This is a genomic window from Methylobacterium sp. 174MFSha1.1, from assembly GCF_900116815.1.
Classification (GTDB): domain Bacteria; phylum Pseudomonadota; class Alphaproteobacteria; order Rhizobiales; family Beijerinckiaceae; genus Methylobacterium.
In genome coordinates this window covers 100,994-116,881 of the sequence record NZ_FPCB01000006.1, presented here as the reverse complement: position 1 = coordinate 116,881, position 15,888 = coordinate 100,994, and the positions used below count along the sequence as shown (strand labels likewise).

Below are 15,888 nucleotides of genomic sequence, written 5' to 3'. Positions count from 1 at the left end.
CCGACGGTTCGCCTCAACGCCGCAGGACGATGGAGCGCGAGAGGCGGATGAACGGCCGCTCGACCGCGCGATGGAACAGCGTCGCGAAGGCGAGGCACGTGCCGAGCGCCGCCAGGGACAGGAGGATCTCCTGGAGCGGCCCGTCGACGACGCGCTTGCCGAGATTCACGACGCGACCGCCGACCGGCACGTGCGTCAGGTAGAGCGAATAGGAGATCCGCCCCAGCCAGAGCAGCGGCGATCCGGACCACGTCCTCTCCCGGGTGGGCGCCGAGGTCGTCGCCAGGGTCGCGGCCAAGGCCGTCTGTGCGCCGACCAGCGCGGAGAGCAGGCCGCCCCCCGCCGCCATGAGCGCGGCCGCGCCGCCGACGCCGACGCCGAACGAGACCCACGAGTCGCGCCGGAGATGCCGGCGGGCCGCCGCGATCCCCATCAGGAAGAGCGGGAAGCGCGGGGGCTCCGCCGCACCGGCGACGCCCTCGACGATGAGCGTCGCCCCGACGATCACCGCGGCGGTCGCGGCGAGCGGTCGCGTCCAGAGGAAGGGGAACAGCAGCCCGGCCGCGACGTAGAACGCGAACTCGTAGGCGAGCGTCCAGTAGACGACGTTGATCCAGTCGTAGCCGCTGAGCGGGATCAGGTAGAGGAGATGCAGGGCGAGCTGGGCCGGCACGTAGCCCGGATCGCGCCCGGCGAAACCGGGGGCGTGGCTGCTCGCGATCTGGAGCACGACCACCGGGGCGATGCTGGCCAGGTAGGGCGGTTCGAGCCGGATCAGGCGCCGCGCCAGGAAGGCGGGGAACCGGGCGAGCCCGTAGCCGGCGCGGTGCAGTGCCAGCGGGATCACGAAGCCCGAGAGGACGAAGAAGCCGTCGACGCCGAGCCATCCGAGTGCGCCCGCCTCCCGGCTCGCGCCCGTATAGGTGTTCGTCAGATGAAGCCACGCCACCGCGAGGGCGGCGACGCCCCGCAGGGCGTCGATGCCGGCCAGGCGCTCGCCGGAGTTCACGGCGCGGCTCTCCCGGACGACGACCCCTCGGCGGCGAGGACGCGCTCGAAGAACCGGGCGCAGCGGCGCGCGATCTCCGAGCCGGTGAACGGCGCGATCGCCGCGGGATCGACCGGGCCGAGGCGGTCGCCGGCTGCGAGCACCCGGGCGAGGGCGTCGCGCAGGGCCGGCTCGGCCGCCGCCGGCCCCCCCGCCGCGTCGAAGCCCACGGCGATCCCGCCGCCGCAGCGGGACAGGATCGTGTGCGCGCTGCTCTGCGCGTGGTACAGGGAGAGGAAGGGCCGGCCCGACATCAGGGCGGGATAGATCCGGGACGCCGTGTAGTGCGGCTCGTCCGATCCGACCATCAGGTTGACGGCGCATCCCCACATCTCGCCGAGCGCGTCGAGATAGGGCAGGCGCATGGGGATCTCCTCGACGAGGTCCGCGACGCCTTGGGCCGCCGCGATCGGGGTGACGACCGGGGCCGCCCGCGGATCCGTGACCGCCGCCGTCCCGACGAAGCGGAACCGCACCCCGGCGAGGCGCCCCGGCTCCGCCGCCCGCAAGCTCGCCACGGCCCGGAACAACGCCGAAAACACCGCACCCGACCGCGGTGGGAAGGTGCCGGCGAAGAGGACCACCGGACCGGACGCGGCCGGGGCCGGAACCGCCGCGAAGTCCCCCCAATCGCCGCCGATCGGCAGCGCACACCAGAGCGCCTCGGGAATCTCCGGGTAGCGGCGGCGCATCGCGTCGTTCTGGTTGGCCGAGACCGACATGATGCCCGACGCCGCCGCGACCGCCCGCGGTTCGAGATGGAGCGCGAGGCGGTGGGCGAGGCCCGCCTTGGAGGCGGGCGGGCGGGCCGCGCCCCAGTCGGAGATCCAGGGATCCTGGAAGTCGAGGACCACGGCGACCCCTCGCCGCCGCACCGCCGGCGCGATCAGCATCGGGTAGAAGGGAAAGCCGGTGATGAAGACGAGGTCGTGGCGGTCCCGGTCGAGGCAGCCCAGCACCGCGCGCCGCAGGCCGGCATAGCCGCGCAGGCCGATATCGCCGATGCCGACGCGACGGGCGAGGCGCCGGGGCAGGGCCGGAACGCGCAGGATCTCGACATGGCCCGGGACCAGGGCGGCGAGGCGGTGGTCGAGCGCGTCCTCGTAATCCTCGGGCCGCACGGTGATCACGGTCGGGCGCCAGCCATGGGCGCCGAGATGCGCGGCGAGGTGACGGGCGCGATGCGCTGCCGCCAGCGACGAGGGCGGGAAATGCGGCGAGACGATCAGGACGCGCCGGATCCTCGCGTCGGGCGCCCGCCCGTCGTCAGCGCCGGCCATGGCAGGCCTCCGCGGCGAGGCGGGGCAGGGGCGCCCCCTCGCGCTCCCAGTTGAAGCGCTCCCGGCCGAGCCGCCACGCGGCGTCCCGCGCCGCCGCGAGCCGGCCGGGATCGCCGAGCAGGCCGTCGAGGCGCGCGGCAAGGGCGGCGTGATCGTCGATCGGGTAGAGGTGGTCGGACAGCCCGGTCTCGGCCGCGAAGGCGCGCTGGGCGGGGGTGGCGGAGAGGACCGGCGGCACGCCGGCCGCCAGGTAGGAGAACAGCTTGTTCGAGAGGGCGAGCCCGTTGTTGCGGGTGTGCCCGGGCTCGCCGCACAGGCCGAGATCGTAGGCTGCGGCGAGCCGCTCCATCGCGTCCGGCGCCTCGGGTGCCAGCAGGTGGAGACGGTCGGCGAGGCCGAGGGAGCGGGCGAGCGCCCCGAGCGCCTCGGCGAAGCCCGCGGCCGGCGTGCCGCGCAGGTAGAGGTGCGGACGGGTCCGGGCCGCGGCGACAGCCCGCAGGGCGCATTCGAGGCCGCGGTCGGGCCCGATGGTCCGGGAGAACCAGTAGAGGGACGGGGCCGGCTCCGCGCTCCCCCGGGCGGTCGGGGCCGGCGCGCCTTGAGCGAGCGGGAACGCGTTCAGGATCACCTGCGGGCGCGCCACGCCGTAGGCCGCCGCATAGGCGTCGGCGATGCCGGGCGACGCCGCGGTGACGAAGGCGCAGGCGGGCAGGAAGCGGCCCTCGACGGCGCGCACGTGGTTGCGCACCCGCGCATGGGCCGGCCCGTCCGGCCAGTCTCCGAGGTGGAAATCCTCGGCGTCGTAGGCGAGGGCGCCGCCGTGGCGCCGGGCCGCCGCGGCGGCGGCCGGGAGCGCGGCGGGATAGTGGGCGATGTAGAGGTCGGCGGGCACGGCGCAGGCCGCCCGGATCAGCGCCGGGGTCGCCGCGCTGTGGCCGAGGATGGCCGCCCCCATCCATCCGCTCGCCGCGTGGAGCCGGCCGGCCAGGATCTGGAGGGCGCGCCGCGCCTTCCAGGCGGGGCCGCGGCGCAGGTCGATCCGCCGGATCGCGAAGCCGGCCTGCGCGATCACCGCCTGGTCGCGGGCCTCGTCCAGGTCGAGGACGCGGGTCGCGATCAGCGTGACCGCGTGACCGGCCGCCCGCAGGACCTGCGCCTCCTTGACCGCGCGGGGGTTCGAGCCGACCTGGCCCGGGGTGACGATGCAGATCCGCAGGGGGTCGCCGGGCGGCACCGGGTCGTCGGGTGTCCGGTCCCTCGGCGGGACGATGTGGGCGCTCACGCCGCGCCTCCGCCCGCCGCGCCGCGCGCGATGGTGTGGTCGCCGATCACCAGGAGGTCCATCCGCGTGCGCAGGAAGCAGTCGAGGGCCTCGTCCGGCCGGCAGACGATCGGCTCGTTCTCGTTGAAGGAGGTGTTGAGGACGAGCGGCACGCCGGTGAGGTCGCGGAAGGCGGCGATCAGCCGGTGGTAGCGGGGATTGGCCGTCGCGGTCACGGTCTGGAGCCGCCCCGATCCGTCGACATGGGTGACCGCCGGGACGAGGGCGCGCTTCTCCTCCCGCACCTGGAACACCTGCATCATGAAGGGCACCGCGTCGTCCTCCTCGAACCAGGTGCCGGCCGCCTCCGCCAGGACGGAGGGCGCGAAGGGGCGGAAGCTCTCGCGCCGCTTGATCTTGCGGTTGAGGATGTCCTTCATGTCCGCCCGGCGCGGGTCGCCGACGATGGAGCGGTTGCCGAGCGCCCGGGGCCCCCATTCCATGCGGCCCTGGAACCAGCCCACCACCGCCCCGTCCGCCACCGCCGCGGCCGTCATCCGGCACAAAGCCGCCTCGTCGGCGATCCGGCCGACGCGGCAGCCCTCGGCGGCGAGGTCGGCGCCTCGGGCGGCGAGCAAGGCCGCCACCTCCGCCTCCGTCGCCTCCGGCCCCCAGGCGGCGTGGTCCATGACGAAGCGGCGCTGCGGCTGCCGCTCGTGCCAGACCGCGTAGGCCGCCCCGAGGGCGCCGCCCGCATCGCCCGCCGCCGCCTGCACGAAGACGCGGCGGAAGCGGGTCCGCCGCCGCACCTTGCCGTTGGCCACCGAATTCGCCGCGCAGCCGCCGGCGAGGGCGAGGTCGGTCAGGCCGGTCCGGGCCTGGACGGCGTCGAGGAGGTGGAAGAACGCTTCCTCGTAGACCGCCTGCGCGGCGTGGGCGATGTCCTTGTGCGTCTGGGTCAGGGGCTCGTCGGGCCGGCGGGCCGGGCCCAGCAGCTCGTCCAGGGCGGGAGTGGAGAGCCGGGGACAATCCGGCACCCCGTCCGTCCAGCGCATCGGCACGGGTTCCCGGTGGTGGCGGAAATAGGCGAGGTCGAGGGCAAAGCCCCCGTCGGCCCGCAGGTGCAGGAGCCGGCGAAGCACCGGCACCAGGCCGGGCCCGCCATAGGGGGCGAGGCCCATCACCTTGTACTCGTCGCCGTAATGCGGGAAGCCGAGATGCTGCGTCACGGCCTGGTAGAACAGGCCGAGGGAATGCGGGAAGAAGACCCGCCCCTCGACGCTCAAGCTCGCTCCCCGCCCCACGCCCCAGGCCGTCGAGGCGAAGTCGCCGAAGCCGTCGACCGATACGGCCGCCGCCTCCGCGAAGGGGGAGACGTGGAAGGCCGAGGACAGGTGCGCCCGGTGATGCTCGACCGCGTGCAGCCGCCCGGAGAAGCGTGTCCCCGGGAAGGCCGCCGCCAGGCGCTCGACCACGCCCGCCCGGGCCCGCCGGGTGCGCAGCCGATCGAGGACGAGGCGCGGGGAGGGCGGATGCGCGGCGAGAGTGGCGAGCTTGCGCGGCCAATGCGCCCGGCCGTCCTGATTGATCGCGATCGCGTCGACCCGGTCGAGCCCGATCCCGGCCTCCCGCAGGCACCAGGCGATCGCCTCGGTCGGCAGGCCGGCCCAGTGCTTGATCCGGCGAAAGCGCTCCTCCTCGGCGGCGGCGACGAGGATCCCGTCGCGCACCAGGCAGGCCGCGCTGTCGGCATGGTAGGCGTTGAGGCCGAGGATGATCATCGACGGTCGTTCCGCGGTCGCGGACCTCGGTGCGAGGCGGTGAGGGACGGCATCGGCTCGGCTCAAGCCCAGTCGTGGTCGAGGAACACCAGGCTCCGGTCCGGGTCGTTCATCGGCCCGGAGCCGTAATACGGCCCGTCGAGCGACTGGAAGGTGAGGATCTCCGTGAAGCGATCCTGCAGGCCGGTGCCGACATGGGCCGCCACGTCGAGGCGCACCACGCCGTCGCGGAACGGCCAGCGCGGGATGAGGCAGCGCACGGTGCCGGAATCGGGCAGCGTCGGACGGTCCTGGCGGTACTCGCTCCACAGGAGCGCGACCTTCTGGCCGTTGAGGTGGACCTCCAGCGTGAAGGACGGGGGCCGCCGCAGGCCGCCGGCGGCGAGGCAGGAATAGGCGATGGCGATCTCGCAGGCATCGCCGGCGACGGCGTGCCGGGCCTCGCTGCCGTTCACCAGGAGGTCGACCCGGTCGATGCGCAGGGCCTCGCCGGTATGGTCGATCCGGCGCGCCGCCCCGCGCCCGGAGGAGACGACGGCCTCGTCGAGATAGCGCCGGGCGATCGCCCCGGCCGTCCCCTGCGCGACGACCCGGCCCCGGTCGAGGAGCAGGGCCGCGCTGCAGAGCCGCTCCACGGCGGCGAGGTTGTGGCTCACGAACAGCACGGTGCGCCCGTCGCCCGCCACCTGCCCGAGCTTGCCGAGGCAGCGCGCCTGGAACTCCGCGTCGCCGACGGCCAGAACCTCGTCGACGATCAGGATCTCGGCCTCGAGATGCGCCGCCACCGCGAAGGCGAGCCGGACATACATGCCGCTGGAGTAGCGCTTCACCGGCAGGTCGAGGAAGCGTTCAGTCTCGGCGAAGGCGACGATCTCGTCGAACTTGCGGCGGATCTCGGACCGGCTCATCCCCAGGATGGCGCCGTTGAGGAAGATGTTCTCGCGGCCCGTCAGCTCGGGATGGAAGCCGGTCCCGACCTCGAGCAGGCTCGCGACGCGGCCCTTGATCGTGACGCGCCCCTCCGTCGGCTCGGTGATCCGGGACAGGACCTTGAGGAGCGTCGACTTGCCGGCGCCGTTGCGCCCGACGAGGCCGACCACCTCGCCCCGGCGGATCGCGAAATCGACCCCCCGCAGGGCCCAGAACGCGTCGTCCGCCTCCGCCCCGCGGGCCGGGCCGCGGCCGAGGATCCGGCCGGCGAGGCGCCGGGTTCCCTCTGTCATCACGTCGCGCAAGGCCGTGTACTGGCGGCCGCCGCGGCCGACGCGGTAGCGCTTGCCGAGTCCCTCGGCCCTGATCATCGTGTCGCTCACGCGGATCGCTCCCGGTTCCCGCCGCTCAGATCACGTCGGCGAAGCCGCGCTCGGTGCGGCGGAAGACCCGCAACCCGAGCCAGCCGAGCAGGACGATCACGCCGAGGGCGAGGAGGAGGCCCGGCCCGTCGAGCCGGCTGTCCCCGCCGATGATGCACCAGCGGAAGCCGTCGATCACGCCGACGGCCGGGTTGAGATGGGCCAGCAGTCGCCAGCCCCCGGGATGACGGCGCTGGAGAAGCCCACCGGCGTGACGTAGAGACCGAACTGGATGACGAAGGGAACGACGAAGCGGAAGTCGCGGTACTTCACGGTCAGGGCGGAGAGGATGATCCCGGGTCCCAGGGCCGCGGCGACGGCCGCCGCCGTCACGAGCGGCAGGAACACGATGCGCCAGCTCGGCACGAACCCGAACCACGCCAGGACCAGCGCCAGCATGGCGAGGTTGACGAGGAAATCGACGAGGTTGACCAGGGTGGTGGCGATCGGGACGATCAGGCGGGGGAAATAGACCTTCCCGACGAGGTTCGCGTTGGCGACGAGGCTGCCCGAGGCCTCCGTCACGATGCCCGACATCAGGAACCAGGGCAGCATGCCGGTGAAGACCATCACCGCGTAGGGGGCCTGCCCGTCGCTCGGGAGCCCGGCCAAGCGGCCGAACACGACCGTGAGGACGATCGTGGTCAGGAGCGGGCGGATCACCGCCCAGAGGACGCCGATCGCGGTCTGTTTGTAGCGGACCGACACGTCCCGCCACGCCATGATCAGCATGAGCTCCCGGTAGTGCCAGAGGTCGCCCCAGTAGTTCCAGTCGGACCGACCCGGCTCGATGACGAGGGATCGTTCCTGCGCGGTCGCGGTCATGCGTGCGGTCCGGGATGGGCGGCCGGGAGAGCGGGCCCGGCGCCGAGGCGGGCGAGGGCGTGGGCCACGCCCTCCTCGAACAGGGGGCGGCCGAACCGCGCCCGCACGCGACCGGCGAGGGCCCGGCGCTCGGCCTCGTCCCGCCCCCCGGCGGTCCGGGCGAGTTCGGCCGCGATGGACTCCGCGAGGGTCCCGATCGGCACGGCGCGGCCGAGGCCGCCGAGGGGGTCCACCGCGCCGCCTTCCGCCAGCCCGAGGGCGGGCGTGCCGCAGGCCATCGCCTCCAGGAAGACGATCCCGAAGCCCTCGCCCCGCGAGGGCAGGACGAAGAGGTCGGCCGCCCGGTAGAGCGCGGGCAGGTCGGGCCGGGGCACGGCGCCGAGGAACCGCACGCGCCCGGCCAATCCCCGGGCCTGCGCGAGGGCCTCGAGGCGCGGCCGGTCGTCGCCCTCGCCGGCGATGCGGTAGATCACGTCGTGCCCGCCTGCGAGCAGGTGCGGAAGGCAGGCGATCACCGCGTCGTGCCCCTTGTAGGCCTCGCGCGCGTCGAGGCGCCCGACGCTCAGGAGGATGCGGGTCGCGCCGGGATCCTCGCCCCGCGGGCCGGGGACGTAGTCCTCGCCGACGGTGTTCGGCAGGACGCGGACGCGTTCCGGCGCCAGGCCGGTGGCCGACAGGAGGCGGGCGCGGGTGTCGCGGCTGACGCACAAAGCGAGATCCGCCCGTTCGAGGGCGGCACGGCGGACCGCCCCGGTCTCCCGCCAGATCTCGATCCCGTGCAGCTGCACGGCGAGACGCGCCCCGCCGAGGCGCGCCGCCGCCGCCGCGAGGCCGGCCATGAAGAGATGGCCGCAGATCACGATGTCGGGCCTCAGCGCGGCGGCGAGCCCGAGGGCCGTCGCCGCGTAGGCGGTCCGTCCCGGCCGGGGCCGGTGGAGGCGGATCCGGGCCGGCGCGCCTTCCCCGTCTCCGCGTCGCGCCAGCAGGTCGAGGGCACCGAGGCCCGGCACCCGCGCGAGGGCGTCCCAGAAATCCCGGTTGTACTGCGCGATGCCGCCGGTGCCGCCATAGGCCTCCGTCACGAGCCCGAGCACGCGCGGGGACGCCCCGGTCCCGCCGATGCCGACCGCGGCCATCACGCGGCGTCCGGGACGAGGGGGGGAAGAGCCGCCGACGCGAAGACCTGCCGGCTCCAGTCGCGGGCGACGAGCCCCGCCGGCCGCCGCGCGGCATCGGGCCGGCCGAGCCAGCGGCCGATCGGGGTGGTGAAGCCGGTCTTCGGCCGGTCGAGGAGCGCCGGCGGCAGCGGGCGCGACGGCGCCTGCGCGAGGGCGCGCTTGCCGGCGCCGTTCCCGAAGCCGCCGACGAGCGGCGCGAGGGCGGCCAGCAGGGACGCGTCGACCAGGGGGGTGCGGATCTCCAGGCCGTGGGCCATGCCGGCCCAGTCGGCGTCCCGCAGGAGCTGGTTGCGCAGGTAATGCGTGCTCTCGAGCACCGCCACCCGCGCCAGCGGCAGGCCGGGATCCGGGGACAACCCGGCGCCGAGCCGGCGCACGGGATCGAGCCGGCGCAGGCCCGCCCGGACCGTGCCGGGATCGATGAGTTCGGGCAGCTCGAAGGGCAGGAACAGGGCGCGGCGCAGGAAGTAGGCGCCCGCCACGCTGCCCGCATACTCGACGAGGCCGACGGCCTTCGGCATCCCCGGTGCGATCCCGAGGGCGCGGCCCGCCCGGCGCAGGGCCCGCCCGAGACCCGGGATCCCCGCCGGGATGCGGAACCGGGCCGCCCAGCGGGGGACGTCGTCGAAGCTCGGATAGCCGGCCAGGATCTCGTCCCCGCCGAGCCCGGACAGGGCGACCTTGAGTCCGGCCTCCCGCGCCGCCTTGGCGACGAACCAGGTGTTGACCCCGTCGATCGAGGGCTGGTCCATCGCGTCCAGGAGGCGGGGCAGGTCGTCCCGGAACTCCGCCTCGCCGACCCGGCGCACCACGTGGCGCGCGCCGTAGGACGCGGCCATGCGGGCCGCCCACGGCACCTCGTCCTCGGGCCGCCCCGCGAAATCGCAGAAGCCGAGCGTCACCGCGGTGACGCGCGCGCAGCCTGCGTCGCGCATCAGGCCGAGCAGCGCGCCGGAATCGATGCCCGCCGACAGGAACAGGCCGACATCGACGTCGGCGAGCAGGTGGGCCCGGACGCTGTCGAGGCAGGCCGCCCGGAGCCGGGACGCGGCCTCGCCCGGGGCCGCCGGACGGGCGGCCCCCTCCGCCAGGCGCGCCGCGACGCATCCGTAGGGCACGGGCTCGCGCGGACCGGCGCGGTCCACCCATTGCGTGTGGCCGGCCGGCAGCGCGCGGATCTCCCGGTAGAGCGTGAACGGCTCCGGCACGCTGCCGAACAGGTGGAAGCCGACGATGCCCGCGGGCTCCGGGTCCCGCGATACCGCCCCTCCGGCGAGAAGGGCCTTCACCTGCGAGGCGAAGCGGACGGTCCAGCCGTCATCGGCGGTGTAGAGCGGCTTGATGCCGTAGGGATCGCGGGCGAGGAACAGGCCGCGCCGCCGCCGGTCCCAGATGGCGAGGGCGAACATGCCGCGCAGCCGCTCAACCATGAGCGGACCGTGGCGACGATAGAGGTGGAGCAGGACCTCCGTGTCGGAGCCGCTGGCCATCGTGACGCCGTCGCGCTCGAGCGCGGTCCGCAGGGCCGGATAGTTGTAGATCTCGCCGTTGAACACCACGGCGAGGTCGCCGCAGGCGCTCAGCATCGGCTGAGCGCCGTGCTCCGAGAGGTCGAGGATCGCGAGGCGTCGGTGAGCGAGGCCGCAACGCCGGTCGTCCGACCACCACAGGCCGGCCCCGTCGGGGCCGCGCGCGGCCATCCGCTCGCGCGTCCGCAGGAGCTCCGCCTCGGCGGGCTGCGGCGCGGCAGGATGGTAGGCCAGGATTCCGTTCAGCCCACACATGCGGGCGCCGCTCCGAATGATGCCGCGGGATCGTCCGTGCCCGGTCCCGGTTGCCCGCCGCGCATAGACACGTCCGGGCACCCGCCGGACGACGTCCTCCGGGAGGCCGTCATTGGAGCCCCATCGGGCGACGCGCCGCGGGTCATTGGCTTCGCATCGTTCTCGGGCTTCGCATCGTTCTCGCCGCCCGGCAGGTGACCGACATTCGAGATGATGCGCGGCGGGCGCCCGAAGCCGGAGCTTCGCGAGACGACCGCAAGGCCCGACAGCCCGCGCACGATGCCGTTCGGGCGCGACATCGTCGGCCCGCGCTCCGAATTCCTCATGAGAGTCCTTAACCAAGGGATCGTCGACATGTCCATAGACAGCCGGCGGCCGGCGTGGAATTCTCGACGGGCCGCGATGTGAAAACATGGAGCCATCAAACCGAAAACCCGTACGATCCGCGCCTGTCGCTGCGTGACGGACTCTGCGTAAGTTGCGTGAGTGCCACAGGAGCATGGTTTGATGATCTTCCATCTCGTCTTGCTGCGGACTCGTGATAAGGAGGCGGCGAGGTTTCAATGGCGCCGCGCGACGAAAAACCGGTTTGCCGAGCGGGATTGCCTATGACAGAGCCACGATAGTTTTTGACGATTTTGGTCCAGTCGGCACCCAGTTGCGTTCTTGCGGCATCTGAGTCCCGATGGATTAGGCGCAGGTGAGGCGAGTGTGATCGATCTTCATTGCCATCTGTTGCCTGGTATCGATGACGGGCCGGCGACGCTGTCCGAGGCGCTCGACCTGGCCCGGATGGCGGCCGGCCAGGGCATCACCACGATCGCGTGCACGCCGCACATCCTGCCGGGGGTCTACGACAACGAGGGGCCGGCGATCCGTGCGGCGGTGGGCCGGATGCAGGCGGCCCTCGACGAGGCCGGGCTCCCCCTCCGTCTCGTGGCCGGAGCCGACCTCCACATCTCTCCCGACAACGTCGCGCGCCTGCGATCGGGGGAGGCGCTGGCCCTCGACGGCTCGCGCTACGTCCTGATCGAGCTGCCGCACGTGATTCTGCCGCCGCGCATGGACCACGCCCTGTTCGACATCCTGTCGGCGGGCTACGTGCCGATCCTCACCCATCCCGAGCGCACGGGATGGATCGAGCGGGACTACGCCTTCGTGGGCCGGCTCGCCCGGTCCGGCGTCGCGATGCAGATCACGGCCGGCGCCTTCACGGGGGCGTTCGGCCGCCGGGCCCGCTACTGGGCCGAGCGGATGCTGGACGAGGGACTCGTCGACCTCGTGGCGAGCGACGCCCACGATGCGGTGCGCCGGCCGCCGCTCCTGGCCGAAGCCCGCGAGGCGGTCCGGCTCCGGGCCGGCGCGGACTGCACGCGACGGATCTTCGAGGCCGTGCCCGAAGCCATCCTGGCGGACCGGGCCCTGCCCGAGGCATCCCGCCGCGCACCCGACCGGCGCTCTCCCGACACGCACTCTTCCAGCTTGGGCGGCCTGCTCGTCCGGGCGCGCAGCCTCCTCACCCGGTCGCCGCGCGAGACGCGGCATGCCGGCCACCACTGAGTCACGCATGACGCTCCGGATCGCCCGCGCCCTCGTCGTCGCCTCCGGCCTGAGCGGCCTCGGCGCCTGCCACAGCGTCGAAACCTCGCCGCTGACCAGGGGCGTCCCCCTCGCGGCGACGCAGCCGGTGGCCGAGTACCGGATCGCCGCCGAGGAGACCCTCGACATCTCGGTCTTCATGGTCCCCGGGCTGACCCGGACCGTGCAGGTGGACGCGCGCGGGCGCATCGACCTGCCGCTGATCGGCAGCGTCGTGGCCGGCGGACGCACGACGCGGGAGCTGGAGGCCGACATCGCCCGCCAGCTCGGCGCCAAGTATGTCCGCTCGCCGCAGGTGACCGTCGCCGTCAAGGAGGGGCTCGCCCAGCGCTACGCCGTCGACGGCGCCGTGGCGAAGCCGGGGATCTACGTCGCCAAGGGCGAGACCACGCTGCTGCAGGCGATCGCGCAGGCCGGCGGCCCGAACGAGGTCGGCAATGTCGACGACGTCGTCGTCATCCGCGACGCCGGCGGCCGGCGCGAGGCGGCGCGCTACAGCCTGCGGGCGATCCGGACCGGCCAGGAGGCCGATCCGCCGGTCTACGGCAAGGATGCGGTGGTCGTCGGGGAATCGGCGACGCTGAACACGCTCAAATTCGTGCGCGACCTGAGCAGCCCGGTGCTCGGCGCCGCCCGTTTCGCCATTCCATGAACGGACCGATGACCAGACCGAGACACCATCGAGGCACCGGGACCGCGGTCCGGTCCGGAAGGCGCCGCTCGTGAACCCGCTGATCCCCTCCGAACGGCCGGCCGGCGAGCGGGTGCCGGCGCTCGCGGACGAGTGGGGCACCGGCCTCGCCGTTCCGGGCGGCTACCCGGGCGGCTACCCGACCGGGATCGAGCCGTCCCTCGACACCGTCCAGGCACGCGGTCGCCTCGCGCTGCTCTGGATGCTCGACGTCCTGCTCAAGCGCAAGCTCCTGATCTGCGCGGTCTGCCTCGTCGCGCTCGCTGCCGGGTTCATCAAGGCCTATCTGACCACGCCGATCTACGAGGCGTCCACGACGATCCAGATCGATCTGCAGGCGCCGAGAGTCCTCAGCAACCGGCAGCAGGCCGGCGTCGAGGATTTCACGCGCGAGCCGTTCTTCCTCCAGACCCAGTACGAGTTGCTGAAGAGCCGGTCGCTGGCGGAGCGGGTGGCCAGGAGCCTCGACTCGGCCGACATCGCCGCCATGACGCAGCCCGTGTCCTCGCCGTGGTCGCGCCTGAGGCGGGCCGTCTCGGGCGGGGCGACGCCGCCATCCGAGCCGGCCCTGACCGCCGACGCGATCGAGGCCGGCCAGGCGCGGGTCGTCGGGATGATCATGGGCGGGCTCTCGGTCCAGCCGGTCCCGATGTCGCGGATCGTGCGGATCACCTTCGCGAGCACCCATCCGGCGACGGCGCAGAAGATCAGCGTCGCGGTGGCCGAGAACTTCCTGGCCTCGATGCTCGACCGGCGCGTCAACGCCTCGGCCTATGCCCGATCCTTCTTCGAGGAGCGGTTGCAGCAGGTGAAGCTCAAGCTCGAGGATTCGGAGAGGCAGCTCGTCGCCTACGCGCGCAAGGAAGGCATCGCCAACCTCGACGACAAGCAGCCCGAAACCACCGCCCGGCTCGCCGCGATCAACACGAGCCTGTCGGCCGCCACCGCCGAGCGGGTCCGCAACGAGCAGCTCTGGAACCAGGCGCAATCCGGCAACGGCCTCAGCCTGCCGCAGGTCATGGCCGACAAGGCGGTCCAGACCGCCCGCGAGAAGCGCGCGCAGCTGATGACCGATTACCAGGACAAGCTGAACATCCTGAAGCCGGCCTTCCCCGAGATGATCCAGATTCGCACCCAGATCAGCGAGCTGGATCGCCAGATCAAGACACAGGTGGAACTGGTGCGGGAGTCGGTCCGCGTTCAGTACGAGGCGTCCAAGGCGCAGGAACAGTCCCTGATGGCCATGATGGCGCAGTTGCGCGACCAGGCCCTCGACGTGCGCACCCGCAGCATCCAGTACAACATCCTCCAGCGCGAGCTCGACACCAACAAGGCCCTCTATGATGGGCTGCTGCAGCAATACAAGGAGCTCGGCGTTGCCGCGGGCCTCGGCACGAACAACGTCTCGATCGTCGACCGGGCCGAAATCCCCGGGGCTCCCGTGAGCCCGCGGCTTGCCAAGATCCTGGCGATCGCCCTCGCGATCGGCCTCATCGTCGCCTGCGCCGTGGTCTACGTGCTGGAACTTCTCGACGACACCTTCAAGGGAGCCGAGAACCTCGAGGAAACGCTCGGCCTCACCGCCCTCGGCGTGATCCCGCTGAGCGACCAGAGCACCACGACCGTGATCGAGACCGTGGTGGGCCAGCCGCAATCGGGGGTGGCCGAGTCCTACCGCTCCCTGCGCACCGCCCTGCAATTCTCCACCGAGTCCGGCGTGCCGCGGGTGCTGCTCGTCACCAGCGCGAAGCCGGGCGAGGGCAAGTCGACCACCTCGGTCAGCCTCGCGGTCAACTTCGCGCAGCTCGGGATGCGCGTCCTCTTGATCGACGCCGACCTGCGCAATCCCTCGATCGGGCGCTATCTGAAGGTCGAGAGCAAGACCGGACTCTCGAACTATCTCGCGGGGGCCGCCGAGATCGGCGATCTACCCCAGCCGTGCTTCGTCGACGGAGTCTCGGTCATCACCGCGGGAGCCCTGCCGCCGAACCCGGCCGAGCTGCTGGCGGGCCCGAAGCTGCCGGCGCTCCTCGCCCAGATGAGCGAATCCTTCGACATCATCCTGATCGACAGCCCGCCGGTCATGGGCCTCGCCGACGCGCCGATCCTGTCCAGCATCGCGGCCGGGACGCTCCTGGTGATCCAGTCCAACGTCACCCGGCGCGGCCTCGTCCGGGCTGCCGTGAAGCGCCTGCGCTTCGCTCGCGCCCGGCTCGTCGGCACCGTGCTGAGCAAGTTCAACGCCGACCGCTCCGGCTATACCTACAGCTACGCGTACAATTACAGCTACAGCTACAACTATCCGAGCCGCAGCCTTGATGCCGCCAAGACGACGAAACTCGCGACGAAGCTCAATCCGCCGGAGCCGGCCGAGCCCGCCCGCCCTTGATCCGGCCCGGATCGGCGCGCTGCCGCAGGCCCTCGACCTGGCGCTGGCGCCGACGCTCGCCGCCACCCTGCGGCGGCGGCCGCTGCCGCACGACGTGCTGACGCTGATCCGGATCGCGGCGGGCTGCGGCGAGACCCTGGCGGCGGCCGCGGCCGCCACGGGGCGCGAACCGGACTTCATCCTGGCATCGGCCGAGCTCTACCTGCGCCAGGTGGTCTGCTTTCCCGGGGCGGACCCCCATCGCGTCCTCGCCGTTCCGCCCCACGCCCCGCGAGACGAGATGCGTCGCCACCTGCGCGAACTCCTGCTCTGGCTGCATCCGGACCGGAGCCGGAGCGAGTGGAACGCGGTCGCGACCCGCCGCGTGATCGCGGCGTGGCAGGCGGTAGGCGACGCCGCGGCCGCCCAGCCCCCGCGGCGGATGCGACCCGTCCCGGCCTTCCGGCCGAGCTGGATCGCGCGCCCGCTGACCCGGGCGAGGCCGATCCGCGCGCCCCGCCACCGCCTGTGGGGCCTCCTGCGGCTCGCCCTCCTGGTGGCCGGCATGGTGGTGCCGGCCTTCGTCCCCTTCGGCCTGACCGCCGGGTTGACGCGCCTGCCGGACGCATCCCACGGGGTCCGGGCCGGGGGCGACGTCGCCACCCTCGCCGGATGTGGGGGCCCGGTCAGCTGATGGGGCGCCCAGGACGGCACGCCGCGC

13 protein-coding genes are annotated in these 15,888 nt (G+C 73.2%); 4 read left to right on the top strand and 9 right to left on the bottom strand.

The window, feature by feature from the left end; genetic code table 11:
* Positions 1 to 13: 13 nt before the first annotated feature.
* The 9 genes from BM430_RS03995 to asnB all read right to left on the bottom strand — a co-directional run bounded on the left by BM430_RS03995 (position 14) and on the right by asnB (position 10,509).
* The gene (locus tag BM430_RS03995; protein WP_177302934.1) at positions 14 to 1,009 is read right to left on the bottom strand and encodes an acyltransferase family protein; all 996 of its coding nucleotides are present in this window, start codon (positions 1,007 to 1,009) and stop codon (positions 14 to 16) included.
* A complete protein-coding gene (locus BM430_RS33805) occupies positions 1,006 to 2,328 on the bottom strand; it encodes a glycosyltransferase (protein WP_143131958.1) in 1,323 nt (440 codons plus the stop codon). The genes BM430_RS03995 and BM430_RS33805 overlap by 4 nt, the downstream gene beginning before the upstream one ends.
* A complete protein-coding gene (locus BM430_RS34555; protein ID WP_093565645.1) occupies positions 2,315 to 3,610 on the bottom strand; it encodes a glycosyltransferase family protein in 1,296 nt (431 codons plus the stop codon). Before BM430_RS34555 ends, BM430_RS33805 begins: the two co-directional genes overlap by 14 nt.
* Positions 3,607 to 5,370 (bottom strand): carbamoyltransferase family protein, encoded by a 1,764-nt coding sequence (locus tag BM430_RS03975; protein WP_093565643.1) that lies wholly within the window; start codon positions 5,368 to 5,370, stop codon positions 3,607 to 3,609. The genes BM430_RS34555 and BM430_RS03975 overlap by 4 nt, the downstream gene beginning before the upstream one ends.
* 62 nt (positions 5,371 to 5,432) lie before the next feature.
* Entirely contained in the window at positions 5,433 to 6,683 is a 1,251-nt protein-coding gene (locus tag BM430_RS35005) for an ABC transporter ATP-binding protein (RefSeq protein ID WP_244539305.1), read from the bottom strand.
* A 25-nt stretch (positions 6,684 to 6,708) separates the two neighbouring features.
* Complete coding sequence (locus BM430_RS35000) at positions 6,709 to 6,861, bottom strand: hypothetical protein (protein WP_210188405.1); 153 nt, start codon at positions 6,859 to 6,861, stop codon at positions 6,709 to 6,711.
* A complete protein-coding gene (locus BM430_RS03965) occupies positions 6,858 to 7,547 on the bottom strand; it encodes an ABC transporter permease (RefSeq protein ID WP_210188404.1) in 690 nt (229 codons plus the stop codon). Before BM430_RS03965 ends, BM430_RS35000 begins: the two co-directional genes overlap by 4 nt.
* On the bottom strand, positions 7,544 to 8,683 hold the full coding sequence (locus tag BM430_RS03960; RefSeq protein WP_093565641.1) for a glycosyltransferase family 4 protein: 1,140 nt from the start codon (positions 8,681 to 8,683) through the stop codon (positions 7,544 to 7,546). The genes BM430_RS03965 and BM430_RS03960 overlap by 4 nt, the downstream gene beginning before the upstream one ends.
* The gene (asnB, locus tag BM430_RS03955) at positions 8,683 to 10,509 is read right to left on the bottom strand and encodes an asparagine synthase (glutamine-hydrolyzing) (RefSeq protein ID WP_093565639.1); all 1,827 of its coding nucleotides are present in this window, start codon (positions 10,507 to 10,509) and stop codon (positions 8,683 to 8,685) included. The genes BM430_RS03960 and asnB overlap by 1 nt, the downstream gene beginning before the upstream one ends.
* A gap of 711 nt (positions 10,510 to 11,220) precedes the next feature.
* Here asnB and BM430_RS34550 point away from each other — a divergent pair.
* From BM430_RS34550 to BM430_RS03935, 4 genes are all read left to right on the top strand, one after another.
* Positions 11,221 to 12,069 carry a tyrosine-protein phosphatase gene (locus tag BM430_RS34550; protein ID WP_280142261.1) on the top strand — a complete coding sequence of 283 codons (849 nt, stop codon included), beginning with the start codon at positions 11,221 to 11,223 and terminating at the stop codon, positions 12,067 to 12,069.
* Between the two features lie 7 nt (positions 12,070 to 12,076).
* On the top strand, positions 12,077 to 12,760 hold the full coding sequence (locus tag BM430_RS03945) for a polysaccharide biosynthesis/export family protein (RefSeq protein WP_177302932.1): 684 nt from the start codon (positions 12,077 to 12,079) through the stop codon (positions 12,758 to 12,760).
* A gap of 70 nt (positions 12,761 to 12,830) precedes the next feature.
* Positions 12,831 to 15,188 carry a GumC family protein gene (locus BM430_RS03940; RefSeq protein ID WP_093565633.1) on the top strand — a complete coding sequence of 786 codons (2,358 nt, stop codon included), beginning with the start codon at positions 12,831 to 12,833 and terminating at the stop codon, positions 15,186 to 15,188.
* Positions 15,118 to 15,861, top strand: a complete 744-nt coding sequence (locus tag BM430_RS03935; RefSeq protein WP_093565631.1) for a J domain-containing protein — start codon at positions 15,118 to 15,120, stop codon at positions 15,859 to 15,861. The genes BM430_RS03940 and BM430_RS03935 overlap by 71 nt, the downstream gene beginning before the upstream one ends.
* Positions 15,862 to 15,888 lie beyond the last annotated feature (27 nt).